Genomic DNA, 24,986 nt, shown 5'->3' with positions numbered 1-24,986 from the left:
CGCGGCCCAGCTGCTTCGTGTGCTCCGCCGCGCCACCGCGAGTGATTCCGGACGATGTCGGATCAGATTTACCAGGCGCCGATGGTTCGGCGCGCCGCGCCCAATTTCCGGGTGATCGCGATGATTGTCGCGAGCGCGATGCTGATGGAAAATATCGATGCGACCGTGCTGGCGACGGCGCTGCCCACAATGGCGCGCGATTTCGCCGTCAGCGCGCCGGCCATGTCGATCGCGCTCACCTCCTATCTCCTGAGCCTGGCGATCTTCATTCCGGCAAGCGGCCGGATGGCCGACAGTTTCGGCTCGCGCACCGTCTTCCGCGCCGCCATCGCCGTCTTCGTCGCCGGCTCCATCCTTTGTGCGCTCGCGCCGACGCTGTCCTTCCTGGTGCTGGCGCGGCTGCTGCAGGGCATGGGTGGCGCGATGATGATGCCGGTCGGGCGCCTGGTGCTGATGCGCAGCGTCGACCGCAAGGATATGGTCAGCGCCATGTCATGGCTGCTCGTGCCGGCGCTGATCGGCCCGATTATCGGTCCGCCGCTCGGCGGCTTCATCGTCACCTATCTCGACTGGCGCTGGATCTTCTATATCAACGTGCCGGTCGGCATCATCGGCATGATCTTCGTCTCGATCTACATTGACGAGGTGAAGGGCAAGGCCAGCGGTCCCTTCGATACGATCGGCTTCATCCTCTCCGGAATCTCGCTCGGCTCGCTGCTCTTCGGCTTCGAAATGTCGAGCCATGAAGGCGAGGGCGCCTTCTCGATCTTCCTGATCGCCCTTGGCCTCATCTTCGGCATCGCCTATCTCAAGCATGCCCGCAAACACCCGTCGCCGATCATGGATTTCTCGCTCATGAAGGTGCCGAGCTTCGGCACGTCAGTCATCGCCGGTTCGTTGACGCGCATCACGCAAGGGGCGCAGCCCTTCCTGCTGCCGCTGCTTTTCCAGATCGGCTTCGGCCTGTCTGCCGCCGCGGCCGGCCAGATCGTCATCGCCACCGCGATCGGCGCGCTCGCCATGAAGCCGATGGCGAAGTTCGTCTTCAGCCGGCTGGGCTTCCGCCGCAGCCTCGTCCTCAACGGCATCTTCGGCACGATTGGCTATGGCCTCTGCGCCGCCTTCCGGCCGGACTGGCCGATGCCGCTGATCTTCGTCGTCCTGGTGCTCAGCGCCTTCTTCCTGTCGTTCCAGTTCACCGCCTATAACACCATTGCCTATGACGAGATCGACAAGGAGCGGATGAGCTCGGCCACCAGCTTCTACACCACCTTCCAGCAGCTGATGCTGTCGCTCGGCATCTGCATCGGCGCCTTGGCGCTGCACGGCTCCATGGCCCTGTCAGGCGCCGAAACGCCTGCTCTCGGCGATTTTTCGGCCGCATTCGTCGTCGTCACGATCATCTCGATCACCGCGACCTTCTGGAACCTGCGCTTCTCCCCGACCGCCGGCGAGGAGATCAGCGGCTACAAGGCCAAACCGTCGAAAGGCGCCGCCAAAGGCTGACGCCGGCTTTCCCTTCGTCAGAAGCCGACCGGCGCCCGCAGCCGCCTGCGTCGCGAGGACCGGCCCTCGCGCCAGTCCGCCTCAAGCCCATAGGTCACCTGGCCGTCGAAGCCGCCGAAGGCGAGATCGCTATCGCGCAGCGCCACCTCCACGGCCGCCTCAGGCTCGGGGCGCCTGTGCCGTCCCGTGATCGCAAGCCACAGATCGTGCCAGCCGTGCTCCCGTGTCACCACTCCCATCATCGTCCATCCAATCGTCATTCTCTCCTCCCTCTCAGGTCGTCACGCCGCCTGCGGCAGGCATGCCTCGCAGATCGCTGCAACATGGCGGTGGTCGGTGCCGCAGCAGCCGCCGAGCACGCGCACCGCGGGCATGCGGCCGAGCAGTTTGCGGTAGCGGCGGCCGAGATCTGCGGGATCGCCGGCATCCAGCGTCTCGCTATTGTCCAGCTGCTCGTGGCTCATGGTCGAGGCATTGGCGCGGATGCCGGAAATGCGCTTCACCCAGGCGCTTTCGGGATCGAGCGCGGCTTCGAAATGCGTCGGATGCGCGCAGTTGATCATGTAATAGGCCGGCGCCCCGCCGGTGGCCGCATCCGTCGTCTCGATGGCGTCCTGAATGCTGCGGCCCGTCACCAGCCGGCCATCCGTCTCCAGCGTGAAGGAGATGGCCGAGGGCATGCCGAGCGCCTGTGCCGCCCGCGCCACGCCGATCGCCTCGTCGATATTGGTCAGCGTAAAAGCGCTGACCATATCGGCCTCCGTGCCGGCGAAAGCCGCGATCTGGAAGGCGTGGTAGTCCTCCGCCTCGGCCGCATCCATGATGCCCGCCTTATAACCGTCACCGCGCGGGCCGATCGCGCCGCTGATGACGATCTGCTGCTCCGGCCGCTCATAGGCGCTGCGCAAGCCGACGAGCAGGTCGACGGCCTCCTCGTTGACCGCCTTCAAGGCTTCGCTGGTATAGCCGAGCTTCTGCCCCCAGTCCGGATTGGCCCGCCATGTGGCAGTGTCGAGCACGAAGCCTGTGCCGTGGCGCCGTGCGATATCGAGGTAGCGGCGATAGTAATTCCGCATGCGCTGCCGCCCCTCTTCGGAAGCCAGCAATATGAAGGCGGCAAAATGCGGAAGTTCGATCCCTTCGTGAAAGATCAACGTCGTTTCCATGCCGCCATCGGTAATGAAGGTGCCGCCTTTGAGTTGCGGCAAACCGTTTCTGTACTTTACCATTGTGAAGTCTCTCCCTCGCAGCGCCAGAAACGGCTGCTGTCGATCAATGATGTTCTGACGCTTATTCGGCTGTCAAACTAGGCGACTTGAGGTATACTCCAGGCGGTTTTGGTTTTTGCCGATGGATATCAATTGCTTGCTTCACTCGATGCTGCCGGGGCGATGGCAGATCTGAATATGCGGCGCTGAAAACCGTACCGCCGGTACAGGAGCCAGGGCAGGAGGGGACATGCGAAAGGGCGAGGAAACGCGGACCCGCATCCTCGATGTGGCCGAAGCGGCGGTCTTGCAGAAGGGTTTCGGCGGCACCTCCATCGAGGAGCTGATCGCCGAGACCGGCATCACCAAGAGCGGCTTCTTCTATCATTTCCGGGACAAGAACGAGCTCGCCAAGGCGCTGCTCAACCGCTACATCGAAAATGACGAGCGCATCTACGATGAGATCTTCAGCCGCGCGCGCGATCTGGTCGACGATCCGCTGCAATCCTTCCTGCTCGGTCTCAAACTGCTGTCCGAACTGCTCTCCGACCTGCCGAACGGCCATCCCGGCTGCCTCGTGGCGACCGTCTGCTACTACGAGCGGTTGTTCGACCGCGAGATACAGGAGACCAACCGGAATGCGGTGCTTGCATGGCGGCGCCGTTTCGGCCGCATGCTGCGGGAGATCATGGCCATCTATCCGCCGCGCGAACCCGTCAATGTCGACCAGCTCGCCGACATGGTGTCCTCCGTCCTGGAAGGCGGGATCGTCCTGTCGAAGACGCTGAAGGAGCCGAACACGCTGGCCGAACAGGTGCTGATGCTGCGCACCTTCGTGAAGATGCTCTTTCTGCCGGTGGTGGAAATGCCGAGGGCGTCGGGCGATTCAACTTTTCTTGGAAGCGCAGAACCGCACTGACTTTTTGAGGCCCCTTAGTCCTTACCTTCCAGCGCCGCTGCCAATTCGGCGAGCTTGCGCACGGTGTTGAGATTGCGCGAGGTTGCGGGCTTCAGCGCCGACAGTTTCAGCTTCGAGCGGCCGGATCCATTGGGATAATGCACATAGATTTCCCGGCCGGCGAGCTTGGCCTCCTCGCCATCGGGCGCCACCATCTTTTCCAGCGCAACACCGGGCGCCTTTTCGGGCAGGAAGTGGACGAGCAGGAAGTTCGGCTTGGCCTCGGGAAAGGGGGCGTCGGCAGCGATCTTGTCGAGTTCTTTGCGGCTGCGCACCATCACCCCTGGCCGCTTGCCCATCTTTTTGCCGAGCGCTTCGTCGAGCCGCTCCTCCACCGTCTTTTCCGCCTCGTCCGAGCGGAAAAGCACGTTGCCGCTCTGGATGTAGGTCTTCACCTCGGTAAAGCCGAGGCCTTCGCAGACTGCCTTCAGCTCGGCCATCGGCAGAGAGCTGGTGCCGCCGACATTGACGGCGCGGAGTAGGGCGACATAGACGGGCATTTCTCTCTCCCTGGCCTCTGTGACGCCCCACCCAACCCTTACATCTTCCCCGCAACCTTGATCGCAAACGCATACTCGAAGGCGATCTCTTCCAGCCGCTGGAAGCGGCCCGAAGCGCCGCCATGGCCGGCGTCCATATTCGTCTTGAGCAGGATCGGCGCGTCGCCGGTCGTCTTATCGCGCAGCTTCGCCACCCATTTGGCCGGCTCCCAATAGGTGACGCGCGGGTCCGTCAGGCCGCCGAGCGCCAGAACCGGCGGGTAGGCTTTCGCACCGACATTGTCATAGGGCGAGTAGGAGGCGATCTGCTCGTATTCTTCCTTGCTGTCGATCGGGTTGCCCCATTCCGGCCACTCGGGCGGGGTGAGCGGCAGCGTATCGTCCAGCATGGTGTTGAGCACGTCGACGAAGGGAACGGCGGCAATGATGCCGGCGAACTTCTCCGGCGCCATATTGGCAACTGCGCCCATCAGCATGCCGCCGGCCGATCCGCCCTCGGCGATGATCTTCGCGTAAGAGGTGAACTTCTGTTGATTCAGATAATCGGCCGCGGCGACGAAGTCCTTGAAGGTATTCGTCTTCTTGTCCATCTTGCCGTCTTCGTACCAGGCAAACCCCTTGTCCTTTCCGCCGCGGATATGGGCGATGGCATAGACGAAGCCGCGGTCGGCGAGCGACAAGCAATTGGTGTTGAAGCCGGCCGGAATGGTGATGCCGTAGGCGCCGTAGCCGTAGAGAAGGCAGGGTGCCGTGCCGTCGAGGGGGGTATCCCGGCGATAGAGCAGGGTGACCGGCACCTTCTCGCCATCCCAGGCCGGGGCGAAGACGCGGCGGGTGATGTAGTCGTCGGGATTGTGGCCGGACGGCACCTCCTGCGTCTTCAACAGCGTGCGTTCGCGCGTCACCACGTTGTAGTCGTAGAGCTGCGACGGTGTCGTCATCGAGGAATAGGAGAAGCGGATGATATCCGTGTCGTATTCGGCTGCACCCTGCAGCCCCAGCGAATAGGCTTCCTCGGCAAAGGCGATCGCATGCTCCTCGCCGGTCGCCCGGTCGCGGATCATGATCTGCGGCAGCCCGTCCTTGCGCTCCAGCCAGAGGAGATGGCGGGCATAGGCCATGTGGCTGATAACAAGCGTGCCGGGCTTGTGCGGCACCACTTCGCGCCAGTTTTCCTTGCCCGGCTTATCAACCGGCGCTTCCATGATCTTGAAATCCTTGGCGCCGCCGTCATTGGTCAGGATGTAGAAGACGTCGCCGCCCTCGGTCAGCGAATATTCGATGCCTTCCTCGCGCGCCGCCACAAGCTTCGGCTCGGCGGTCAGGTCCTTGGTCGACAGCAGCCGGTATTCGCTGGTCTCGTGGTCGTGAATATCGACATAGATGAAATCGTCGAGCAGCGAGCCGCCGACGCCCATGAAGAAGCCGGCATCCGGCTCTTCATAGACCAGCCGGTCTTCCGACTGCGGCTGGCCGAGAATGTGGTGGAATACCTTCGACGGCCGGTGGTTCTCGTCCAGCGCCGAATAGAAGAAGCTCTTGCCGTCGGGCGCCCAGACGCCGCCGCCGCCGGTATTCTCGATCCGGTCGGCAAGGTCCTCGCCGGTTGAGAGATCGCGGACCTGCAGCGTGAAGAATTCCGAGCCCTTGTCGTCATAGCCCCAGATGCCGCGGCTGTGGTCGCTCGTATGGTCGAGACCGGCGAGGCGGAAATAGGCCTTGCCGGCGGCCTCCTTGTCGCCGTCGAGCAGCACGGTGCGGATCGTCTCGTCGGCGACATTGCCGTCGCGGGCGATGCGGAAATAGCGCGGCTGTTCGCCGCCGGTGACATAAAAGGTGCCGTAGGCATAGGCGCCGTCCTTCATCGGCACCGAGCTGTCGTCCTCCTTGATGCGGCCGCGCATTTCGGAAAACAACACCTTCTGCAGCGGCTTGGTGTCTTCCATCGCTGCGTTCATATAGGCGTTTTCGGCTTCCAGATGCCGGCGGATATCAGGGTCGAGGATCGACGGATCCTTGAACATCGCCTGCCAGTTGTCGGCGCGCAGCCAGGCATAATCGTCCGTGCGGGTAATGCCGTGGCGCATATCGGAGATCGGCTTCTTCGGTGCGGCAGGCGGTGTCGGCAGACTTTTGAAAACGGACAAGGAATGGCTCCGGTGGGAATGTCGGGTTGGCAAGAGATAGAGGCGCACCGGCCCCGGATCAAGCGGCAAGGATGCGCCAAGGGTCGAGGTGCCCTTCCACAGGCAAGGAGGGCGCTCTGCCCGCCTTGCCTTGATGTCACCACAATATTTAAGAAAGTCCGCTCTCGTTGCGCGAAATTTGCACGTGCCAAGCCTCCGGCAAGCCGTCGGTGGCAGGGTGAAGAATGGACAACAGTAAGGGATTTTCTCCACAATGCCGAAACGTCTGCTCCTGTTTGTATCCCTCGCAAGCCTTGCTGCCCCCGCCTTCGCCGTCGATCCCGCCATCAAGAAGCAGCTGGAAAAACTCGATCCCTCGACCCGGCTGGAACAGAGCTGCGACACCGAGGCGATGAGCCGCATCAACAAGGACAGCACCGGCTTCAAGCCCGACAAGGTCATCGCCTATACGTTCAAGGACCCGATCCCTGGCGACAATTCGCTGCAGGCGCCGGGCGCGGTCTTCCGCAGCAAGGGCGACTGGTATCATCTCTCCTACAATTGCATTACCGGTCCGCAGCATATCAACGTGCGCGAGCTCAACTACGAGATCGGCGAGAAGGTGCCGCGCGAGAAGTGGGACAAGTATTATCTTTACGATTGATGCGGCTCCGTCCGCCCAAACGGGTGCGGTGACATCCGGCCACATGGCGCCGGGCAAACCCAACCGTTAGAACTGCCGGATCGAATCGTAGAAATCCACAATATGAACCGCATCCTGCTCGCTTCGGCGTTCCTACTGGCCAACATGTCCGCGGCATTGGCGGATGAAGTGCCGCCAACGCTGCCTGCCGCCGTTGGACCGGCCTCGGCCGCAATCAGCCCGGCCCCGAAGGCGCCGGCGCCAAAGCTCGTCGAGCCGCATCTGCATATCGCCCGCTCCAATATTGCCGGCCACGCCCGCATTGCGCTGACCTTTGATGCCTGCATGGGCCAGGCGGACGAGCGCATCCTGTCGACGCTTGTGCGGGAACGCATCCCGGCGACGATCTTCGTCACCGCCCGCTGGCTGAAGCGCAATCCCGCTGCCGTCGCCGTGTTCCTGCAGAATCCCGATCTCTTCGAACTCGAAAACCATGGCGAGAACCATATTCCGGCCGTCGACACGCCGACGCTGATCTATGGCATCGCTTCCGCCGGATCACCGCAGGCGGTGCGGCAGGAAGTTGAAGGCGGCGCTGCCGCCATGGTCGCGGCCGGCATTCCGGCGCCGCACTGGTTCCGCGGCTCGACCGCCAAATACGATCTTTCCGCCATCGGCGAGATCCGCGCCATGGGTTATCGCATTGCCGGTTATTCGGTGAACGGCGACGGCGGCTCGCTGCTGGGAGCCGCGATCACCGAAAGGCGCATCGCCTCGGCCAGGGATGGCGATGTCGTCATCTCCCACGTCAACCAGCCGACCCATGCGGCCGGCGAGGGGGTGGCCAAGGCGTTGGTCGATCTGAAGGCCAAGGGGACCGAGTTCGTCCGCCTCGAGGACGTCGAGGACACTGGCGACGACAAGACGACGGAGTGATTTTGCGGCTGAAGGTATGCCAGGGGGGCGCCCACGCCACGACAGTCAATATGAGACCTTACCTCAGCTCCTTGCCCACCCGCACCACATCCTCTCCAAAACGGCGCAAACCCGGTCCGTCCCTGTCGAGCGCGAAATCCTCGAACCAGTCGCGCTGCATGCCGGCCAGCATGGCGCCGATCATCTGCGCGGCGAGATAGGAAAAGGTGATGCCGTTGCCGCCGTAGCCATAGGCGGCGAACACATGCGGCGTCTCCGGCACCGAGCCGATCAGCGGCAGGCCGTCGACCGTCTCACCGAAGGTGCCGCTCCAGGCCTGTTCCACCCGCGTATCCCCCTTCGGCCACAGCCGCTTCATCTTCTCCCGGATCGCCGTGATCTTGGCCGGCAGCTTGCGGTCGCGCGTCTGCGCGTCGATCGTCTCGTCATCCTCGCCGCCGGCGACGATGCGATTGTCCGCGGTCGTCCGCATGTAGAGATAGGGGTGGCTGTCCTCCCAGATCAGCGCCCTGTCGCGCCAGAAATGTGCCGGGTCCTGCGGCACGGTGGCGAGCGCCCAGCTCGAACTCGACCGATGCAGCTTCGGCATGTCGAGGCCCGGCATCGAATAGCCGGTCGCCAGCACGACATGCCGCGTCTCGATCAGATGGCCTCCATCCGTCTCCATCGTGACGTGATCGCCTTCGCTGTGAAGTGCCGTCACGGAAGCGTTGACCAGCCGCGCGCCGCGCCGTATCGCCATCTCCAGCAGCGCCCAGGTGAGAAGCAACGGATCGCATTCCGCCGAGCCCGGCGAATAGATCGCGCCATCCCGGTCGAGTTCGAATTGGGTGAAGAGATCGGGATGTTCGAGATAGACGCCGGGCAGGCCGGCCCGGCGGCGAAGCTGGCGCTCCTCCAGGAGATTGCGTGCGCCTTCCTGATTGGCGGCGAGATAGAGCGTGTTGCGCGGCCGGAAGCCGCAGGCAATCCCATTGGTGGCGATCAGCTTGGAAAGGCCGGCCACCGCGGCACCGCTGCGGCGGTAGATGCCGGCCGCGCGCTCGAAGCCATAATAATCCTCGAGCTCGGTGAGCGTGCTGTCGATTTCCCATTGCAGCATCGCCGTGCTCGCCGCGGTGCTGCCGAAACCGGGCTGCTCCCGGTCGATGACAACAACGGAAAAACCGCGCGCCGTCAGATGTTCGGCAACCAATGCGCCGGTGATGCCGCCGCCGATCACCGCGACGTCGGTGGAAAAGCTCTGCGCGATCGGCCGCCATTCCGGTCGTATGCCGCTTTTCCCCCAGAGAGAACGGCCGCTGACCATCTGGTCGTGATCGGATTCGGCAAGATCGAGATCAGCTGCCACGAACGTCCCCCCGGTTGATCATTTCGGCAATTGCGGCTGCGGTTTTTCCTCGATCAGCAGTTCGTCGATAACAGTCATGACGATCAGCGACAGCGGCAGCGCCAGCATGGCGCCGACGGCACCCCACATCCATGTCCAGAACAGGATGGCGAGAAAAACGACGAAGGGATTGATTTCCAACCGCCGCCCCATCACTGCGGGAAAGATCAGGTTCTCCATGAGGAGATGCACCGTGAAGAAGGCCGCGGCCGGCATCAGGCCGATGAGAAAGCCATCATGGGTGAGGATGCCGGCGACCGCGACGGCAAGCGTCATCAGCGTGATGCCAAGGTAAGGGATGAAGCTCGAGAGGAAGGCGAAGAAGCCCCAGAGCACCGGGGCAGACAGCCCGCCGGCATAGGCGATAACGGTCATGACGACGCCGAGCCCGACATAGATCAGCGAGGCCGTCGCGAAATAGAAGCCGAGCACCTGCTCGACAGCGTTGATGACGCGGATGGCTGCCAGCCGTTGCGTGCGGGTGCGGAAGGTCATGATGATCGTTTTGCGTAGGTTGACCCGACCAGCGAGGAAGAACAGCAGCGCCGCAAAGAATATCATCCCCTGCACCAGCGCCGGCGTCAGGCTGCTCGTCACCACATGCAGCACGTTGCCAGTGTTTTCGAGCAGTGCACCGATCGACATCGACCCGCTTTCGAATGTCGCTGGCGTAATATGCAGCCATCTGATGCGCTCGAGATAAGGCATGACGCGGTTGATGGTTCGCTCGGCGAAGGCCGGGCCTTCATTGGCAAACGTCATCAGCGGGTCGGCGAGCGAGTTGATAAGCAGGAAGATCACCAGCGCCACGCCGCTCGACAGCATGAAAGCGTTGGCAAGCCGCGGCACGCCCATCTTGCTGAGCTTTTCCGCCGCCATGCCGAGGATCATGCCGACGACGACGGCGAGCGTGATCGGAATGAGGATGAGCGACATCAGGTAGACGGCGGCAAGGAAGAGAATGCCGAAGATGCCGATGATCGCCCAGGCCATGGTGACATCGAGCCCGTCCTTTTCCAGACGGTGCAGCGGCGGCGGCGGCAGCTCTTCCGCGGCTTCCTTCAGCGACTGTGCCCAGGCGCTGGTGTGGCGTTCGCCGATTGCGATCTTCTTTGCTTGTTTGCGGATGCCATTGGCGATGCCCATGCGGTGAGGTCCCCGAAGCCCCATTGCTTCCTCACGGAAACGCGCTGACAGGGTTCCGGTTCCGTGACGGGACTGACCATCCGATACGCTGCATGCCGCATGTCTTTGCGTCGACGGCATTGCTCCATGGCGCAAGCCTCTTCAACCGTTATGGCTGACCCGACGCGACCTGGAAATTATGCCGAAAGCGTCAGGCCGATGCCCCAGGGATCCTTGAGGAATACGCCGCCGTCGCGCTTCTCGCTCTTGATCTCCAGTGCATCGAGCTTGGAGACTGCCGCATCCAGCGTCGCCTTGTCATTGAAGCGGACCTTGTAGTCCGAAAGCCCGGTCATGTTGCCGGCGCGCGCAGTGGCGCCGCGGCTGTTCCAGATATTGGCGGCGAGATGGTGATGGTAGCCGCCGGTCGCAAAGAAGCTCGCGCCGGGATAACGCGCCATCAGCTTGAGGCCGAGAACGTCGTGGTAGAAGGCGTCGGCCTGCGGGATGTCGCCGACCTGCAGATGCAGGTGGCCGATCGCCGTCCCCGCAGCCATGCCGTCCCAGCGCTCATCAGGCGCACTGTTGTAGAGCGCCTGGAGGTCGAGGCGCAGCGTCGCCATCTCCACCATGCCATCCTGGTGGAACTTCCATTGTTCGTGCGGCCGGTCGGCATAGATCTCGATGCCATTGCCTTCGGGATCGGACAGATAGATCGCCTCGCTGACGAGATGATCCGAGGCGCCGTCGAGCACGACATTATTGTGTGCCGCATGGCGCAGCCAGCGTGCGAGTTCGACCCGGTTCGGCATCAGGAAGGCGGTGTGGAAAAGGCCGGCTGCATTGCGGGGCGCGATCGCAGCATCTTTTGCCGTGGTCAGCGTCAGCAACGGCAGATCGCCGACACCCAGCACTTCGCCGCTCGCCGTCTTCTCGATCACCTTCAGGCCGAGCATCGATTGATAGAAGCCGGACACCAGGCCGAGGTCGGTCACGACGAGATGCGACTGATCGATATAGGCAGGCCGCGTCAGCGCATAGGAAGTTTCGCTCGTCATGGATGGCTCTCCTGGAGAATTGGCCCGTGAAAGGGAAGGCGTACCGGCTGTGGCGGCAAACACGCCGCCCGTGGCAAGCTCAAGGAAGTTTCGCCGGTTCATTCGTCTTTATCTCCCTGGCTGCCGTACTTGACCCCTATATGGCGCATTCCGATTGTTCACAGAAGACCCGTTTTTGACGATGAAGCGTTGAACAGATGTTGACGATGGCTTGCGCCCACTTGATTGCGATCAATGCGCTCATATCTTCTTTAGAGGAAGCTTATATATCTCAGTCATGGAGGGAAGCCATGTACAGGAAGATCATCGTAGCGATCGCGCTCGGCGGTATCGAAAAGGGAGAAAAGATCCTCCGCAAGGCCGCGTCCTTGCTCGATGACGGCGGCGAGATCATCGCGCTCAACGTCATCGAAGATGTGCCGAGCTATGTCGCGATCGAACTGCCGGCCAATATGGTCGAGGACGCCATGCAGGACAGCCGCGACAAGCTGCAAGCGCTGCTCGCGACCACCGGCGTCACGGCAACCGTCGAGATCCGCAGCGGTCCACCTGCCAAAGCCATCATCTCGACCGCCGAAAGCCACGGCGCCGATCTCATCATCGTCGCCTCGCACGTTCCGGACTTTTCCAACTACTTCATCGGCGCCACTGCCGATCGGGTCGTGCGCCATGCCAAATGCTCGGTGCTGGTCGACCGGCAGAAGATTTGATCCTGGGCCACTGCCTGTTCGGCGTCGTGCGTCGGCCGCAGTCCTTGTCCGCGTACCATCAAAGGCAGCGCAGACTGTCTGCCTGGCTGTCACGAAGATTTACCGCCGGTGCGCTTTGCCGCAGTTGCGCCTCCACCCGTTCGATGCGACGATTGCAACCGGGGTATGAAACGGATTGGCGTGCATGGCCGAGTTCAACGGCATTCGCTGGGCTTACGACAGATATGAACTGATCGCCGACGGTATCGTCCACGGCGTCGGTCTCGTGCTGGCGCTGATCGGCGCCACCGTCCTGATTTTCTACGCCACGGTCTGGAGCTCCTACGGCGCGCTCGCCGCCGCCTGGATCTATGGCGTCGGGCTGGTGCTGACGCTGGCCATTTCCTTTTCCTACAACGCCTGGCCGGTCTCGCGTACGAAATGGTACCTGCGCCGCTTCGACCATTCGGCGATCTTCCTGCTGATCGCCGCCACCTACACGCCCTTCCTCGAACGCGGCGCCGACGATCCACTGCTCCTCTTCATGCTGGTCGCGATCTGGCTGTTCGCCGCTATCGGCATTATCCTGAAATGCGTCTTTCCCGGGCGCTACGACCGCCTCGCCATCCTGCTTTATCTCGCCATGGGCTGGAGCGGCGTGCTGGTGGCCGGACCTGTCGCCGCGCGCATTCCCTCGGCCTCGATGCTGCTGATCGTCATCGGCGGCGTCATCTATTCGCTCGGCGTCATCTTCCATGTCTGGGAGAAGCTGCGCTTCCAGAACGCCATCTGGCACGGTTTCGTCGTCACCGCTGCGGCGGTGCATTATTCGGCCGTCTTCACCTGTTTCAGCCTGCCGGCGCCGGGTGTCTGAACGACGGCCGTTTACATCTGTCGGGGTCGGGCGTATGCCGCCTTGGCAGACAATGTGAACCTGAGCATCATGACAGACGCTGTCCTCCTCCGCGACGCCACCGAAGCCGATCTTTCCGCCATCCGCGATATCTACAATCACGCCGTCGAGCACACGACGGCAATCTGGAACGACACGCTGGTCGATCTTGAAAATCGGCTGGAATGGTTCAAGGCGCGCAAGGCGCGCGGCTTTCCCGTCATCGTTGCCGAGATGGCGGGCAAGGTCGCGGGTTACGCCTCCTATGGTGACTGGCGGGCCTTCGACGGTTACCGCCACACGGTGGAGCATTCCGTCTATGTCGACAAGGATTGCCGCGGTGCCGGCATCGGCGAGCGCCTGATGCGGGAACTGATCGCACGTGCCGCGGCCGCCAATATCCATGTGATGATCGCCGGCATCGAGGCTGAGAACACCGCCTCGATCAGGCTGCACGAAAAGCTCGGTTTCCGCATCGCCGGCAGATTTTCCGAGGTCGGCACCAAGTTCGGCCGCTGGCTGGACCTTACCTGCATGGAGCTTCGCTTGCCTCTGGAGTCGTCCGGCAACCCATTGTGAAGGGCGCTTGCCATCTTTTTATTGTAGTCTGAGCTGTGTAAGAAAGTGGAAGAAGCCTGCTTCGCCGGAGGCGGCTTCAGAATGTCACGGAGGTGAACAGTTCAATGGCAATGCACAGATCGTCGCTCGGTCTCCTTGCCCTCATTCTACTGGCATTTCCGCCGGTTGCAGCACGCGCCGCCGATTGCGGCAGCCTGGCATCGCCAAAGCTCGACTGGCAGGAATGCACCAAGAAGAACCTGATGCTGCAGGGCAGTGATCTCGAAGGCGCCAATCTCTTCGGCACCGATTTCTCGCTGACCGATCTCGCCGGCGCCAACGTCAAATCCGCCAATCTCGAGAAGGCGACCTTGGTGCGCGCCTCGCTTGAGGGCGCCCATGCCGAAGGCGCCAACTTCGCCAAGATCGAGGCCTATCGCGCCAGCTTCGCCAATATCATCGCCGAAGGCGCTTCCTTTGCCGGCGCCGAGTTGCAGCGGGCCAATTTCGCCGGCGCCCGGCTTGCCGGCGCAAGCTTCGAAAAGGCCGAACTCGGCCGCGCCGATTTCGACAAGGCCGTGCTGACGGGGACGAAATTCTCTTTCGCCAATCTCTCCCGCGCCGATCTCTCCGGCGCGGCCCTCGAAGGCCCGGCGATGTTCGAACGCGCCTTCATGTTCTTGACCCGCATCGAAGGTCTCGACCTCTCGGCCGCAACCGGGCTCGAACAGGCGCAGATCGACCTTGCCTGCGGCGATGCCTCGACCAAGCTGCCGGCCGGCCTCTCCGCCCCGACAAGCTGGCCCTGTCCCGCCGACCACGAGTGATGGGTCCTTACCGCTCTACGCCGCGTCCGTGATGTAGAGGTAGAATTCCATCATGCCGCCATCGGGGCTGCCTGTTTTGGCGAATGTTTCCCGCCGCCGGTGCACCCGCTCCGCAACGCGCCGCGAGGGAGTGTTGTCGGGCCTGACGATGGAGACGATGCGCGCAAGACTAAAGGTATCAAGCGCGTGGTCCCGGCATGCGGTGGCTGCCTCGACCGCATAGCCCTTGCCCCAATGGTCGCGCCACAGATGATAGCCGATCTCAGGTTCCAGCCCCGCAGACGTTTCCTGCATCGTTATGCCGCAATCTCCGAGCAACGCGCCGCTCTGCCGGTCCGTCACCGCCCAGAGGCCGAAACCGTGACTGGCATAACTGTCGAAGGCGAGCCTCTGAAACCAGAGCGCGGTTTCGTCGAAACTCTTGATGCCGGGGTAATAACGCATGGATTCGGCATCGCTGAAAATGCGGTGGAGAAACGGCAGGTCGGCAGGCGTGATCTCCCGCAGCACCAGCCGATTGGTCTTCAGGATATCTCCCGCCATTGGCTTCTCCTGGGACTACCGGTCCGTCGATAGCGTGAACGACACAGAAGATCAGCGGCTCATTGCATCCGGACGAGCCGCTTGCCGATGGCGCGGCTCAGCACTTACTTTCCGGGTTCGAACACCATGGAATGGCCGTTGATGCAGTAGCGCAGGCCGGTCGGCGGCGGGCCGTCGGGAAAGACGTGGCCGAGATGGGCCTCGCAGGCGCCGCAGCGGATTTCGGTGCGCACCATGCCAAAGGTCGTGTCGCGATGTTCGGTCACCGCATCGGGCGAGACTGCCTCGAAATAGCTTGGCCAGCCGCAGCCGGCATCGAATTTGGTGTCGGAGCGGAAAAGCGGGGCATTGCAGCCGACGCAGCGGTAAAGCCCTGTCTCGAAGGAATCCCAATAGGGGCCGGTGAAGGCGCGTTCGGTGCCGTGCTGGCGCGTGATGCGGTATTGCTCAGGCGTGAGCTGCTCTTTCCATTCGGCATCGGTCTTGTGGATCTTGGCGGTGGTTGCAGTTTCGGACATGCCATGCTCCTTTCGCCGAGGGGCGGTTCCGTTTCGCGCAAAATGTGGTGCGCCGTCACCGATTCATCAAGTCTTGGGCACCATCCTGCCCAATTCGCCGTGTACCGCTTTTGGGGGAGGACGCTTGCTCTTACATCCGTTAGGGGTTTTCTGTTAGGGTTAATGTTACGTGCATTGGGGAATCACTGGTGTTTGAAGCAGCAATCGTCCTGCTCTACGGCCTCGTCGCCGTGGCCGCCATGGCGGTCACGCTTTTGGAAGGCTGGGCCAACCATGACGGCTTGACGCTCCATCGTCTCGCCGGCCTCTTCGCCTGCCTGCTCTGGCCGCTGACGCTTCTGGTCTTCGTCCTGCACGGCTGCGTCGCCCGGCTGCTGACGCGTCTTTCCCGGCCGACGGCCTGATCGACGGCCCGGCCGACGGCCTGATCGACGGGCCGGTCTGCGGTCTGAACCGCTTCGAACACACCTGCAGCTTTGCCTGCGGCCGAAATCGCTTGAGGCGCCCTCCCGTTTCGCCTAAGTCATGAAGACAGGCCGGTTTTCGCTGGCGTTTCGTTTCTTTTGCGGTTGGGGAGGAGACATGGCCGATGTCACGGCTCTGACATTTCTGGCCCTGTGTCTCCCGCTCGCCGGCGCTCTTGCCGCCCCCTTCGTCATCCGCATGCTCGGTGCCAACGGGGCCTGGCTTCTGGCGATCGCGCCCTTGCTCGCCTTCCTGCATTTCCTGCGTTTCGTCCCGCAGATCGCGCGCGGCCAGGTCGTCACCGGCGGGTATGCCTGGGTACCGAGCTATCATCTCTCCTTCTCCTGGTTCCTCGACGGCCTGTCGCTGGCTTTCGCGCTGCTGATCACCGGCATCGGCACCCTGATCGTGCTTTACGCCGGCGGCTATCTCAAGGGACACAAGGATCAGGGCCGCTTCTTCTCCTTCATCTTTCTCTTCATGGGCGCGATGCTCGGCCTCGTCGTTTCCGACAGTTTCCTGATGCTCTTCATCTTCTGGGAACTGACATCGATCACCTCCTTCCTGCTGATCGGTTTCGATCATGAGCGGGAAGCGGCTCGCCGCGCCGCCCTGCAGGCGCTTGTTGTGACCGGCGGGGGAGGGCTCTGCCTGTTGGCCGGCCTGCTGCTGCTCTGGAACATCACAGGCGTCACGCAGATGTCTGAGCTCACAGGCTTCGGCGATGTCGTGCGCGAAAGTCCGCTCTATCTCGCCGCCCTCATCCTGGTCCTGGGCGGTGCCTTCACCAAGTCGGCGCAGTTTCCCTTTCATTTCTGGCTGCCGAACGCCATGGAGGCGCCGACGCCGGTTTCGGCCTACCTGCATTCGGCCACCATGGTGAAAGCCGGCGTCTATCTCTTAATGCGGCTCAATCCCGTCATGGGGGCGACGGCTGCCTGGGAAATCCTTCTGCCCTTCTTCGGCGGGCTGACGCTGGTGGTCGGCACCACGCTCGCCATCCGCCAGACAGACCTGAAGCTCAAGCTTGCCTATACCACCGTCTCATCGCTCGGCCTGCTGGTCATGCTGATCGGCTTCGGCTCGGAACATGCGGTAGAGGCGGCGGCCCTCTATCTGGTGGCGCATTCGCTGTTCAAGGGCGCGCTCTTCATGGTCGCCGGCATCATCGATCACGAGACCGGCACACGCGATATCACCAGGCTCCGCGGCCTGATGCGGGCGATGCCGCTGACTTGGATCATTGCGCTCGCGGCGGCTTTCTCCATGGCCGGCCTGCCGCCCTTCTTCGGCTTCCTCGCCAAGGAGGAGATCTATACCGCCCTTATCGGCGGCGACATCCGCGCGCTGACCTTCACCGCCATAACCGTCTTCGGCAATGCGCTGATGTTCGCGGTCGCCTTCGCCGTGGCGCTGAAGCCCTTCCTCGGCCAGCCGGTGGAGACACCGAAACATCCGCACGAAGCGCCCGTCCTGCTCTGGCTCGGCCCGGCCGTTCTCGCCATCCTCGGCCTGCTCGCGGCGGTCTTTTCGACTTTCACCCATGCCGTTCTGTCCTCGCCGATATCAGCCGCCATCCGCCAGACCCCTGTGGAAATCGACATTTCGCTGACGCCGCATCTCGGCCTGCCTTTGGCACTCTCCGCTCTGACCGTGCTCGTCGGCATCGGCGTCTACTGGCAGCTCGCGCCCGCCCGCTCGGCGATGGCCGTCCTCCTGCGTGCGGCCGGGCGCGGGCCGGATCACGGTTTCGACCTCGCCATATCCGGCCTTGTCCGCTTCGCCGCCCGCGCCATGCGTGTGCTCCAGCCGGGGCGGCTCGAGATCTATGTCACCTGCACTTTCCTCTGCGTTGCCGCCATCCTCATCGTCCCGCTTGTCGTCTATGGCGAACTGCCGCGTCTTCCCGCCTGGCCGGCCGATGTCAGGCTGCATGAATGGGCGGTCTTCCTGATCGCCGCCTTCGGCCTTGCCGCCGTGCTCGTCGCCCGCGACCGGCTGACGGCGATCGTCTCGCTCGGCATCCAGGGTTTCGCCGTCGCCATCATCTTCCTGCTGTTTGGTGCGCCGGATCTCGCCTTCACCCAGTTCATGGTCGAAACGCTGTCGGTGGTCATCCTCGCCCTCGTCATGACCAGGCTTCGCCTCTCGCCCGCCGACCGGCGCCCGCTCGGCCGCAGGCTCTTCGACGGTGCGCTTGCGCTCGTCTGCGGCCTCGGCTTCGCGCTTCTGCTGATGCGGGCGACCGAGGCGCCGTTCAACGACGCGCTGACGGTCTTCTTCAACGCCTATTCGAAATCGATTGCCCACGGCGCCAATGTCGTCAACGTCATCATCGTCGATTTCCGCGGCACCGACACGCTCGGCGAAATCGCCGTCGTCGCCGTCACCGGCCTCGCCATATTGGCGCTGATCCGTATCCGCGCCGGCAGTGAGCGCAAGCTTGCCGCCAATGATCCCGGGGTGGAGGGCTGATCCGATGAACACCCTGATCTTCCGCACCGTCGCCCCGTTCCTCACCGCGCTGATGCTGCTGTTTTCCGTCTTCGTGCTGCTGCGCGGCCACAACGAGCCGGGCGGCGGCTTCATCGGCGGGCTGATCGCCGCCTCGGGACTGGCGATCTACGGCATTGCCAGCGGCGTTGCCGCCGTTCGCCGGGCGCTGTTCTTCCATCCGCTGTCGATTGCCGGCTTCGGCCTGCTGCTGTCGACCCTTGCCGGCCTTCTCTCCATCCTCTTTGCCGTTCCCTTCATGACCGGCCTCTGGATCTATCCGAACCTCTTCGGTCTCGAAGTGCCGCTGTCGAGCGTCATGCTCTTCGATGTCGGCGTCTATCTCGTCGTGCTCGGCGCCATCACCTCGATCGCGCTGGCATTGGAAGAAAAGGAGGTGGGATGATGGAGCCGCTTCTTTCGATCCTCGTCGGCCTGTTCTTCGCCGCCGCCATCTATCTCTTGTTGTCGAAATTCTCGATCCGCATCGTGCTCGGCATCGCCATCCTCGGCAATGCCGTCAACCTGCTGCTCTTCACCGGTGGCCGGCTGACGCGCGGGGTGCCGCCGATCATTCCGGCGGGTCTCGAAACCTTGCCCGTAGGTGCGGCCAACCCGCTGCCGCAGGCCCTCATCCTGACGGCGATCGTCATCTCCTTCTCCTTCCTCGCCTTCCTGCTGGTGCTGACCTATCGCGCCTATCAGGACCTCGGCACCGACGACACCAACGACATGCGCGCCGCCGAGCCCGACGACCGGCCGCTGCCGCCATTGGGGTATTGAGGCGGATGCTGGTGCGGATGCTTGCCCCATGGCAAACCCTTTCTCGCGGTAGTGGAGGCGTCACCTGATGGCCGCCCCAACCACCGTCGATCTCTCCGATGCCCTGATCGCCGCCCCGGTGCCGCTCGCCCATTGGCTCGCCATCCTGCCGGTCGCCCATTGCATCACGCTCGGTGCGGTTCTGCTGATGCTCCGTGGCTATCCACGTGTGCAGGCCTGGCTTGCCATATCAGGGCTTGCGGGCCTGGCGCTGATCGATGCGGCGCTGCTCGCCAAGGTCGCAGCCGAAGGGCCGCTGACCATGGTCATGGGGCGCTGGCTGCCGCCCTTCGGCATCGCCTTCACCGTCGATCTCTTCGGTGCGCTGATGACCTTCACAGCAGCTCTTGCGGCGCTCGCCGGCGGCATCTATGCGCTGGCCGATATCGGTCAGAGCGGCCGGCGGTACGGGTTCTTCCCGCTGCTCATGCTGCTGATGGGCGGCGTCACCGGCGCCTTTCTCACAGGCGATATCTTCAATCTCTATGTCTGGTTCGAGGTGCTGCTGATCTCTTCCTTCGGGCTGATCATCCTCGGCTCCGAACGTGAACAGATCGACGGCGCGCTGAAATATGCGGTGCTCAATCTCATCGCCACGACGCTGTTCCTGATCGGCGTCGGCATTCTCTATGCTGCCTTCGGCACGCTCAACATGGCCGATATCGCCGCAAGAGCGAGGGATTTGCGCGGCACCGCACCGCTGATGACGCTGGCGAGCCTCTTCCTGCTCGCCTTCGGTATGAAGGCGGCCGCCTTCCCGGTGAATTTCTGGCTGCCCGCCGCCTATCATACGCCGCGCATCGTGGTCTCCGCGCTGTTTGCCGGCCTGCTCACCAAGGTCGGCATCTACGCGCTGATACGGGTGATCGTCATGCTGCTGCCGGTGGAACGCGCGGAACTGAGTCCGCTGATCGCGCTCACCGCTGCCGCTACCATTGTCGTCGGCGCTCTCGGCGCTCTTGCCGAAAACGATATCCGCAGGCTGTTCGGCTATGTCGTCATATCGGGCATCGGCAACATGCTCGCCGGCGTCGCTCTCGGCGGCGTCAGCGGCCTTGGCGGCATCAGCGGCGCGGTCTTCTATGCGCTCCATTCCATGGTGCTGATGACCGCACTTTATCTTGCCGCCGGCGAGATCGCCCGGCGCGGCGGCGGCTTTTCACTGTCAGCCCTCGGCGGGCTCTACCGGCAAAGCGGCGGCTTCACCGCGCTCTCCCTGGTGCTCTTCCTGGCTGCCTGCGGCTTGCCGCCCTTTTCCGGCTTCTGGCCGAAAGTCATGCTCGTCAAGGCCTCGCTCGATAGCGGCGCCTGGTGGCTGGCGGCGGCGATTCTCGTCGGCGGTTTTTTGACGACGATCGCCTTCGGCCGCCTCTTCCTGCTCGTCTATTGGCGCCCGGCGGCGATGGTGCTCGCTCCGTCGAGAGCGAACTGGCGCACCGGCCTGCCGCTCGCCGCGCTGACGGCGCTGGTCATCGGCTTCGGCATCCTGCCGGAGCGGCTGCTGGCGCTGTCGCAATCGGCGGCCGCCGGCCTTGTCGAACCAGGGGCCTATCTTCATTCGGTCTTCCCGGGAGGCGCGCGGTGATCGCCTTCCTCTTCAACCTGCTGCTGGCCATTGCCTGGGTCGCCGTCACCGGCAGCGCCTCGCTGCACAATCTCGTCTTCGGCTTCCTGCTTGGGGCCCTGGCGCTGGTCGTCATCCGCGACTCTTTCGGCGGCAAGGGGGGGCATATCCCTCGCATCGGCCCGCTGCTCTCGCTCGCCGCTTTGTTCCTGAAGGAATTGTCGCTGTCGGCCTGGAAGGTCACGGTCACCGTGCTCTCGCCCGATATGAAGCTGAAGCCCGGCATCTTCGCCTTCCCTTTGACGGTGACGAGCGATTTCGAGATCACCTTGCTCGCAAACCTCATCACCCTGACGCCCGGCACGCTTTCGGTCGACGTCTCCACAGATCGCCGCACGCTCTATGTCCACGCGCTCGATTGTTCCGATGCGGAGGCGAGCAAGCGTGACATCGCCAACGGTTTTGAACGCAAGATCATGGAGGCCTTCCGGTGATCACACCTGCCGCCATCGTCGCGGTCGCATCCTCGGCCGCACTCATCATCCTCGGCCTGGCGCTGATTCTGACGGTCTGGCGCGTCGTCGCCGGGCCGACATTGCCGGATCGTATCCTGGCGCTCGACATGCTGACCGGCATCGCCATCGGTTTCATCAGCGTCATCGCGGTCAAAACCGGCTTTTCGCTCTATATCGATATCGCCATCTCGCTCGGTCTCGTTGGCTTCCTGGCGACGGTCGCCTTCGCCCGATTCGTGCTGTCGCGCGGCAACATCAAATCGCCGCCTTCCGCAGCTGCAGCAAAGGGTGGCGGGAATAAGCGCCGGGCAGGGGGCAAGACGCGATGATGGATTATCTCGTGGCTGCGATCACCGCTGCGTTGCTGATTGCCGGTGCGTTCTTTGCGCTGGCGGCGGCGATCGGCCTGATCAGATTGCCCGATCTCTACATGCGCATGCACTCGGCCTCGAAGGCCGGTACGGTCGGCTCAGGCCTGCTGCTGCTTGCCGCCGGCCTCTATTCGCAAGATCTGGCGATTCTCGCCCGCGCCATTGCCGGCTTCGTCTTCTTCCTGCTGACGGCGCCGGTGTCTGCCCATCTGCTTGCCAGAGCTGCCCATCATTCGGGATATGATCTGGCTGCACTCTCGGTTCGTGACGATATGCCGGATCGCTGAGCCTGTGCTGTTTGGCGACTTTACCAGATTTATGCAAAACTTATGCACAGGAAGCTGTGAGTAAAGCTTGCCGGAAAGCCCTTCAATTCTTCATCTGTCATTTTTTCTCAAGAAAAACGACAAATAATAATTGGCCTTTTGGCCAAACGATGGTATTTGAAAATGCAAGTAGAGTTCTGATTGTGAATTGCAATCGTACTGCTTCCAAGTCCCTCAGTTTTGATTTTTAATGTCTAAACTGAGGCCGTCGCGTGGAGCATGACGTAGTGGTTTCCAGTCAGGCAGTATAAGAATAGGTATCGGTCTTCGGAATCTAGGGGTGGATTTCGCGTTTTTCGAAACAGAAGGTCGCTTCCTGTACTTTTGCTGTTCGCTTCTACGAGGCGGGTCTTTGACGTGTCAGTCAAAGACCGTTTGAGCATGCTAACAGGAGAAAGAATATGACGGATATAGCGACCGGCAATGCGCCGGAGCTGCTTGTGGAACTGACGGCCGACATCGTCGCGGCTTATGTCAGCAACCATGTTGTACCGGTCAGCGACTTGGCCAATCTGATTTCCGACGTGCATTCGGCACTGAGCAACACGTCCGTTCCGCAGCCTGCTGCGGCGATCGTCGAAAAGCAGAAGCCTGCAGTTTCTGTCCGCAAGTCCGTACAGGACGAGCAGATCACGTGTTTGGAATGCGGCGGCAACTTCAAGTCCCTCAAGCGTCACCTGATGACGCATCACAGCCTCTCGCCGGAAGAATACCGCGAGAAGTGGGACCTGCCGACCGATTACCCGATGGTAGCGCCCGCCTATGCCGAAGCGCGTTCGCGCCTGGCAAAGGAAATGGGCCTGGGTCAGCGCCGCAAGCGCGGCCGCGGCTGAGCTTTTTCGAAAGCGTCGACGACAAGAGCCGGGCCTAGTGCCCGGCTTTTCAATTTGTGGAACTTCGCTCTCGACACGGCGTCATGCCATTGCTGTCCGGTTCGCGCAGGCGCGGCATCACCTTCGCCCCGTTTACGGGGGCCGAAGGATGGGTCGAGACCCTGTGGCTCGAACCCGGTAGGTTAGAGTGAGGGGCCGGTCTCATGTTTTTGTGTGCCGTTTCAAGGCGAGGAAAATAATCTTTCCAGTATTTCGAGCCTGCGCAAATGATTCGTGCGGATGTCCAGAGAGCGTGCGCGATCCCGTCTTATGCTTTGCCGGCGGACTTAGAATGTATTCCTATACTATGAGAAAGTGTGAATATACTGGATTCACCAGAGCGGGCGCTTGCGAATCCACCGCCTGTTTGCTTCAAAGCCGATCGGCCATGATCGCGTTCAAGCCGCGACGCGGACTTTCGCCTCTTCGCGGATCCGGTTCACCATCGAGCGCAGTCCGTTCGAGCGCTGCGATGATAGGTTCTCCACCAGCCCGATCTTCGAGAAAATCTCGAAGGCATCGAGCCCGGCAATTTCGGATGCCGGCTTGCCGGAATAGGTGGCCAGCACGATGGCGACGAGACCGCGCACGATATGGGCGTCGGAATCACCCTCGAAACTCATGACCGGGTTGTCGGGATCGCCTGTCGTATGCGTCACCAGCCAGACCTGGCTGGCGCAGCCCATCACCTTGTTCTCGGAGGTGCGCTTCTCCTCGGCCAGGTCGGGCAGCGCCTTGCCGAGTTCGATGACATAGCGGTAGCGGTCTTCCCAATCGTCCAGGAAAGCGAAGTCGTCGATGATCTGGTCGAGGGATGCCATGGAGAAGCCTTTCACTGTTAAAGCAGTTCCAGCAAAAGTGCGCAGCGGTTTTGCGTCCGGAATGCGTGAGGAAATGCTCTAGATGTGCATATAGGTGAAAGACCGGCAGTTTTGAACCACTAAAGCAATTCCAGGAAAAGTGTGAAGCGGTTTTCCCAGGCAAAGCGCGAAGCGGTTTGGCCAGGAATTGCGCAAACAATAGAAAAAACGCCGTGAGGGATGGGCATCCTCACGACGCAGCAACATGCTGAATTAAACAGGGCAGGCACGTCAGGCATGGGGCATCTCCGCGTCATGCGGACCACCGATGCAAGCTGTAAAACCGAAAGGCACTGCGGGCGGGTGCCCGCGAAATTTCGTCAGATCGCCGGCTTTGGCGTCGGCAGCGGAATCGCGCCCGTTACCACCGTCTCGGCTGCGGCATCATCCTCGACGGGCGGGCGGTAAGGCATCGGCTGGTTGAGCGCGGCCTTTGCCTCGCGCACCTTTTCCTGGATGGTGGGTGCTGCCAGCGAAGGCATGTTGAGTGCGACCGGCGTCTGCGGTTCGCCAAGCTTAGCGGTCGCCGGCGCCTCGTCCCTGAACTGGCTGTCGAGAAGTTCATAGGCGACGCGGGCGCCCTCGCGGGCCCGGTAACCGAGTGCGGTGAGGGTTTCGCCGCCCTTGGCGCAGACCTCGGGTTTTTCCGAGCACATGCCGGTGAGATAGTCATAGGCGCCGCTGGCCGCGGTGAAGGCGTCAGAAAGCTGCAATTGCGGGCCGCTGGCGAACTTGTCGGAACTCTCCGTGCTGAAGACGGAGAGAAGCACGAGCACAAGGCCAAACCAGAAGGATCCTTTGATCAGAAACCACATTGTCGTTGCCCATCCTGTTTCCCGTCCGGTTCTTGTCGCCGAATCAGGCCGGTTGTCCGGTGTGTTTTCACCCTACCGCCAAGTTGCGAATGCCGCTTTTCGAAACTCACGCGCATTTGCGGCAAATTTAGTTCAAATTTTAGCGAACGGCATTTGAGGGACATTTTAGTCGAATGCGAGCGATCGGCGTTAAGCATCAGGGCAGGACCTCCTTGCAATTGCAGGGCTTTTGCCGGCTCGCCTTGCCACAGGAGTTAACGCAATGCTGAAATATGAGGAAAATCCGTCGCTTACCTGCTATTAACCACAAAAGGCAAAGACGCTTCCAGATGCCTCAAAACGGGAAATTCGGTCGTTTCAGGCTGTGAACTGCGCTTTTGCCTTATCCTTTCTTTAAGTCGCCAAG

General features: G+C 62.2%; 28 protein-coding genes. 17 read left to right on the top strand and 11 right to left on the bottom strand.

Going from position 1 to position 24,986, the window contains the following annotated elements; translation table 11 throughout:
* The first annotated feature begins 54 nt into the window (after positions 1 to 54).
* Positions 55 to 1,506, top strand: a complete 1,452-nt coding sequence (locus FHT69_RS18110) for an MFS transporter (RefSeq protein ID WP_025570158.1) — start codon at positions 55 to 57, stop codon at positions 1,504 to 1,506.
* 17 nt (positions 1,507 to 1,523) lie between these two features.
* Here the strand turns inward: FHT69_RS18110 and FHT69_RS18105 are convergent, their stop codons facing one another.
* The gene (locus FHT69_RS18105; RefSeq protein ID WP_028756890.1) at positions 1,524 to 1,766 is read right to left on the bottom strand and encodes a hypothetical protein; all 243 of its coding nucleotides are present in this window, start codon (positions 1,764 to 1,766) and stop codon (positions 1,524 to 1,526) included.
* 21 nt (positions 1,767 to 1,787) lie between these two features.
* Positions 1,788 to 2,735, bottom strand: coding sequence for a homocysteine S-methyltransferase family protein (locus FHT69_RS18100; protein WP_025570161.1), 948 nt, complete (start codon positions 2,733 to 2,735; stop codon positions 1,788 to 1,790).
* 229 nt (positions 2,736 to 2,964) lie between these two features.
* Between FHT69_RS18100 and FHT69_RS18095 the strand changes: the two genes are divergently transcribed.
* Positions 2,965 to 3,633: a TetR/AcrR family transcriptional regulator gene (locus FHT69_RS18095; protein ID WP_047614276.1), complete on the top strand. Its 669-nt coding sequence runs from the start codon at positions 2,965 to 2,967 to the stop codon at positions 3,631 to 3,633.
* A gap of 14 nt (positions 3,634 to 3,647) precedes the next feature.
* Here FHT69_RS18095 and FHT69_RS18090 read toward each other — a convergent pair whose 3' ends face one another.
* Together FHT69_RS18090 and FHT69_RS18085 are read right to left on the bottom strand one after the other, a co-directional pair.
* Complete coding sequence (locus tag FHT69_RS18090) at positions 3,648 to 4,172, bottom strand: DUF1697 domain-containing protein (RefSeq protein WP_183905756.1); 525 nt, start codon at positions 4,170 to 4,172, stop codon at positions 3,648 to 3,650.
* Positions 4,173 to 4,210: 38 nt separating this feature from the next.
* Positions 4,211 to 6,319 (bottom strand): S9 family peptidase, encoded by a 2,109-nt coding sequence (locus tag FHT69_RS18085; protein WP_183905755.1) that lies wholly within the window; start codon positions 6,317 to 6,319, stop codon positions 4,211 to 4,213.
* Positions 6,320 to 6,572: 253 nt separating this feature from the next.
* Here FHT69_RS18085 and FHT69_RS18080 point away from each other — a divergent pair, with 253 nt between their 5' ends.
* Together FHT69_RS18080 and FHT69_RS18075 are read left to right on the top strand one after the other, a co-directional pair.
* Positions 6,573 to 6,962, top strand: a complete 390-nt coding sequence (locus FHT69_RS18080; protein WP_025570167.1) for a DUF930 domain-containing protein — start codon at positions 6,573 to 6,575, stop codon at positions 6,960 to 6,962.
* A gap of 102 nt (positions 6,963 to 7,064) precedes the next feature.
* Entirely contained in the window at positions 7,065 to 7,877 is an 813-nt protein-coding gene (locus FHT69_RS18075; RefSeq protein ID WP_028756894.1) for a polysaccharide deacetylase family protein, read from the top strand.
* A 58-nt stretch (positions 7,878 to 7,935) separates the two neighbouring features.
* On the opposite strand, the gene FHT69_RS18070 is transcribed toward FHT69_RS18075, so the two are convergent.
* The 3 genes from FHT69_RS18070 to FHT69_RS18060 form a co-directional block, all read right to left on the bottom strand.
* Positions 7,936 to 9,228: an NAD(P)/FAD-dependent oxidoreductase gene (locus FHT69_RS18070; protein WP_183905754.1), complete on the bottom strand. Its 1,293-nt coding sequence runs from the start codon at positions 9,226 to 9,228 to the stop codon at positions 7,936 to 7,938.
* Positions 9,229 to 9,246: 18 nt separating this feature from the next.
* Positions 9,247 to 10,413 (bottom strand): AI-2E family transporter, encoded by a 1,167-nt coding sequence (locus FHT69_RS18065; protein WP_029868211.1) that lies wholly within the window; start codon positions 10,411 to 10,413, stop codon positions 9,247 to 9,249.
* 176 nt (positions 10,414 to 10,589) lie between these two features.
* The gene (locus FHT69_RS18060) at positions 10,590 to 11,450 is read right to left on the bottom strand and encodes a VOC family protein (RefSeq protein ID WP_047614286.1); all 861 of its coding nucleotides are present in this window, start codon (positions 11,448 to 11,450) and stop codon (positions 10,590 to 10,592) included.
* A gap of 290 nt (positions 11,451 to 11,740) precedes the next feature.
* Between FHT69_RS18060 and FHT69_RS18055 the strand changes: the two genes are divergently transcribed.
* From FHT69_RS18055 to FHT69_RS18040, 4 genes are all read left to right on the top strand, one after another.
* The gene (locus FHT69_RS18055) at positions 11,741 to 12,160 is read left to right on the top strand and encodes a universal stress protein (RefSeq protein WP_183905753.1); all 420 of its coding nucleotides are present in this window, start codon (positions 11,741 to 11,743) and stop codon (positions 12,158 to 12,160) included.
* 184 nt (positions 12,161 to 12,344) lie between these two features.
* Positions 12,345 to 13,013 carry a PAQR family membrane homeostasis protein TrhA gene (gene trhA, locus FHT69_RS18050; RefSeq protein ID WP_028756898.1) on the top strand — a complete coding sequence of 223 codons (669 nt, stop codon included), beginning with the start codon at positions 12,345 to 12,347 and terminating at the stop codon, positions 13,011 to 13,013.
* Positions 13,014 to 13,082: 69 nt separating this feature from the next.
* Positions 13,083 to 13,610 (top strand): GNAT family N-acetyltransferase, encoded by a 528-nt coding sequence (locus tag FHT69_RS18045; RefSeq protein WP_025570645.1) that lies wholly within the window; start codon positions 13,083 to 13,085, stop codon positions 13,608 to 13,610.
* A gap of 104 nt (positions 13,611 to 13,714) precedes the next feature.
* Positions 13,715 to 14,416 (top strand): pentapeptide repeat-containing protein, encoded by a 702-nt coding sequence (locus FHT69_RS18040; RefSeq protein WP_028756900.1) that lies wholly within the window; start codon positions 13,715 to 13,717, stop codon positions 14,414 to 14,416.
* 15 nt (positions 14,417 to 14,431) lie between these two features.
* Here the strand turns inward: FHT69_RS18040 and FHT69_RS18035 are convergent, their stop codons facing one another.
* Complete coding sequence (locus FHT69_RS18035) at positions 14,432 to 14,959, bottom strand: GNAT family N-acetyltransferase (RefSeq protein WP_183905752.1); 528 nt, start codon at positions 14,957 to 14,959, stop codon at positions 14,432 to 14,434.
* 104 nt (positions 14,960 to 15,063) lie between these two features.
* Positions 15,064 to 15,477, bottom strand: coding sequence for a peptide-methionine (R)-S-oxide reductase MsrB (gene msrB / locus FHT69_RS18030; RefSeq protein ID WP_025570650.1), 414 nt, complete (start codon positions 15,475 to 15,477; stop codon positions 15,064 to 15,066).
* A gap of 188 nt (positions 15,478 to 15,665) precedes the next feature.
* Between msrB and FHT69_RS18025 the strand changes: the two genes are divergently transcribed.
* The 9 genes from FHT69_RS18025 (at position 15,666) to FHT69_RS17985 (ending at position 22,866) form a co-directional block, all read left to right on the top strand.
* Positions 15,666 to 15,881 (top strand): hypothetical protein, encoded by a 216-nt coding sequence (locus tag FHT69_RS18025; protein WP_025570652.1) that lies wholly within the window; start codon positions 15,666 to 15,668, stop codon positions 15,879 to 15,881.
* Positions 15,882 to 16,059: 178 nt separating this feature from the next.
* Positions 16,060 to 18,417: a putative monovalent cation/H+ antiporter subunit A gene (locus FHT69_RS18020; protein ID WP_183905751.1), complete on the top strand. Its 2,358-nt coding sequence runs from the start codon at positions 16,060 to 16,062 to the stop codon at positions 18,415 to 18,417.
* 4 nt (positions 18,418 to 18,421) lie between these two features.
* On the top strand, positions 18,422 to 18,841 hold the full coding sequence (locus FHT69_RS18015; RefSeq protein ID WP_028757652.1) for a Na(+)/H(+) antiporter subunit B: 420 nt from the start codon (positions 18,422 to 18,424) through the stop codon (positions 18,839 to 18,841).
* A complete protein-coding gene (locus FHT69_RS18010) occupies positions 18,838 to 19,218 on the top strand; it encodes a Na+/H+ antiporter subunit C (RefSeq protein WP_373289070.1) in 381 nt (126 codons plus the stop codon). The genes FHT69_RS18015 and FHT69_RS18010 overlap by 4 nt, the downstream gene beginning before the upstream one ends.
* 67 nt (positions 19,219 to 19,285) lie before the next feature.
* Positions 19,286 to 20,842, top strand: coding sequence for a Na+/H+ antiporter subunit D (locus FHT69_RS18005; protein WP_183844659.1), 1,557 nt, complete (start codon positions 19,286 to 19,288; stop codon positions 20,840 to 20,842).
* The gene (locus FHT69_RS18000) at positions 20,839 to 21,315 is read left to right on the top strand and encodes a Na+/H+ antiporter subunit E (RefSeq protein WP_048338353.1); all 477 of its coding nucleotides are present in this window, start codon (positions 20,839 to 20,841) and stop codon (positions 21,313 to 21,315) included. Before FHT69_RS18005 ends, FHT69_RS18000 begins: the two co-directional genes overlap by 4 nt.
* A complete protein-coding gene (locus FHT69_RS17995) occupies positions 21,312 to 21,665 on the top strand; it encodes a cation:proton antiporter (protein WP_183844658.1) in 354 nt (117 codons plus the stop codon). Before FHT69_RS18000 ends, FHT69_RS17995 begins: the two co-directional genes overlap by 4 nt.
* Positions 21,662 to 21,994 (top strand): monovalent cation/H(+) antiporter subunit G, encoded by a 333-nt coding sequence (gene mnhG / locus FHT69_RS17990; protein ID WP_097630690.1) that lies wholly within the window; start codon positions 21,662 to 21,664, stop codon positions 21,992 to 21,994. Before FHT69_RS17995 ends, mnhG begins: the two co-directional genes overlap by 4 nt.
* A gap of 440 nt (positions 21,995 to 22,434) precedes the next feature.
* Positions 22,435 to 22,866 carry a MucR family transcriptional regulator gene (locus FHT69_RS17985; protein WP_003557810.1) on the top strand — a complete coding sequence of 144 codons (432 nt, stop codon included), beginning with the start codon at positions 22,435 to 22,437 and terminating at the stop codon, positions 22,864 to 22,866.
* Between the two features lie 437 nt (positions 22,867 to 23,303).
* Here the strand turns inward: FHT69_RS17985 and FHT69_RS17980 are convergent, their stop codons facing one another.
* Both FHT69_RS17980 and FHT69_RS17975 read right to left on the bottom strand, forming a co-directional pair.
* Positions 23,304 to 23,726, bottom strand: coding sequence for a SufE family protein (locus FHT69_RS17980; RefSeq protein WP_028757571.1), 423 nt, complete (start codon positions 23,724 to 23,726; stop codon positions 23,304 to 23,306).
* Between the two features lie 359 nt (positions 23,727 to 24,085).
* On the bottom strand, positions 24,086 to 24,580 hold the full coding sequence (locus tag FHT69_RS17975) for a DUF5330 domain-containing protein (RefSeq protein ID WP_183905750.1): 495 nt from the start codon (positions 24,578 to 24,580) through the stop codon (positions 24,086 to 24,088).
* Positions 24,581 to 24,986 lie beyond the last annotated feature (406 nt).

The organism is Rhizobium sp. BK008, assembly GCF_014197345.1.
Lineage (GTDB): Bacteria > Pseudomonadota > Alphaproteobacteria > Rhizobiales > Rhizobiaceae > Rhizobium > Rhizobium anhuiense.
This window is presented reverse-complemented; position numbering and strand designations above follow the sequence as displayed.

Bases quoted from the DNA above. Each gene is read 5' to 3' on its own strand.
- FHT69_RS18110 (WP_025570158.1), top strand. From the start codon at position 55: ATGTCGGATCAGATTTACCAGGCGCCGATGGTTCGGCGCGCCGCGCCC.
- FHT69_RS18105 (WP_028756890.1), bottom strand. From the start codon at position 1,766: ATGACGATTGGATGGACGATGATGGGAGTGGTGACACGGGAGCACGGC.
- FHT69_RS18100 (WP_025570161.1), bottom strand. From the start codon at position 2,735: ATGGTAAAGTACAGAAACGGTTTGCCGCAACTCAAAGGCGGCACCTTC.
- FHT69_RS18095 (WP_047614276.1), top strand. From the start codon at position 2,965: ATGCGAAAGGGCGAGGAAACGCGGACCCGCATCCTCGATGTGGCCGAA.
- FHT69_RS18090 (WP_183905756.1), bottom strand. From the start codon at position 4,172: ATGCCCGTCTATGTCGCCCTACTCCGCGCCGTCAATGTCGGCGGCACC.
- FHT69_RS18080 (WP_025570167.1), top strand. From the start codon at position 6,573: ATGCCGAAACGTCTGCTCCTGTTTGTATCCCTCGCAAGCCTTGCTGCC.
- FHT69_RS18075 (WP_028756894.1), top strand. From the start codon at position 7,065: ATGAACCGCATCCTGCTCGCTTCGGCGTTCCTACTGGCCAACATGTCC.
- FHT69_RS18065 (WP_029868211.1), bottom strand. From the start codon at position 10,413: ATGGGCATCGCCAATGGCATCCGCAAACAAGCAAAGAAGATCGCAATC.
- FHT69_RS18060 (WP_047614286.1), bottom strand. From the start codon at position 11,450: ATGACGAGCGAAACTTCCTATGCGCTGACGCGGCCTGCCTATATCGAT.
- FHT69_RS18055 (WP_183905753.1), top strand. From the start codon at position 11,741: ATGTACAGGAAGATCATCGTAGCGATCGCGCTCGGCGGTATCGAAAAG.
- trhA (WP_028756898.1), top strand. From the start codon at position 12,345: ATGGCCGAGTTCAACGGCATTCGCTGGGCTTACGACAGATATGAACTG.
- FHT69_RS18045 (WP_025570645.1), top strand. From the start codon at position 13,083: ATGACAGACGCTGTCCTCCTCCGCGACGCCACCGAAGCCGATCTTTCC.
- FHT69_RS18040 (WP_028756900.1), top strand. From the start codon at position 13,715: ATGGCAATGCACAGATCGTCGCTCGGTCTCCTTGCCCTCATTCTACTG.
- FHT69_RS18035 (WP_183905752.1), bottom strand. From the start codon at position 14,959: ATGGCGGGAGATATCCTGAAGACCAATCGGCTGGTGCTGCGGGAGATC.
- msrB (WP_025570650.1), bottom strand. From the start codon at position 15,477: ATGTCCGAAACTGCAACCACCGCCAAGATCCACAAGACCGATGCCGAA.
- FHT69_RS18020 (WP_183905751.1), top strand. From the start codon at position 16,060: ATGGCCGATGTCACGGCTCTGACATTTCTGGCCCTGTGTCTCCCGCTC.
- FHT69_RS18015 (WP_028757652.1), top strand. From the start codon at position 18,422: ATGAACACCCTGATCTTCCGCACCGTCGCCCCGTTCCTCACCGCGCTG.
- FHT69_RS18010 (WP_373289070.1), top strand. From the start codon at position 18,838: ATGATGGAGCCGCTTCTTTCGATCCTCGTCGGCCTGTTCTTCGCCGCC.
- FHT69_RS18005 (WP_183844659.1), top strand. From the start codon at position 19,286: ATGGCCGCCCCAACCACCGTCGATCTCTCCGATGCCCTGATCGCCGCC.
- mnhG (WP_097630690.1), top strand. From the start codon at position 21,662: ATGATGGATTATCTCGTGGCTGCGATCACCGCTGCGTTGCTGATTGCC.
- FHT69_RS17985 (WP_003557810.1), top strand. From the start codon at position 22,435: ATGACGGATATAGCGACCGGCAATGCGCCGGAGCTGCTTGTGGAACTG.
- FHT69_RS17980 (WP_028757571.1), bottom strand. From the start codon at position 23,726: ATGGCATCCCTCGACCAGATCATCGACGACTTCGCTTTCCTGGACGAT.
- FHT69_RS17975 (WP_183905750.1), bottom strand. From the start codon at position 24,580: ATGTGGTTTCTGATCAAAGGATCCTTCTGGTTTGGCCTTGTGCTCGTG.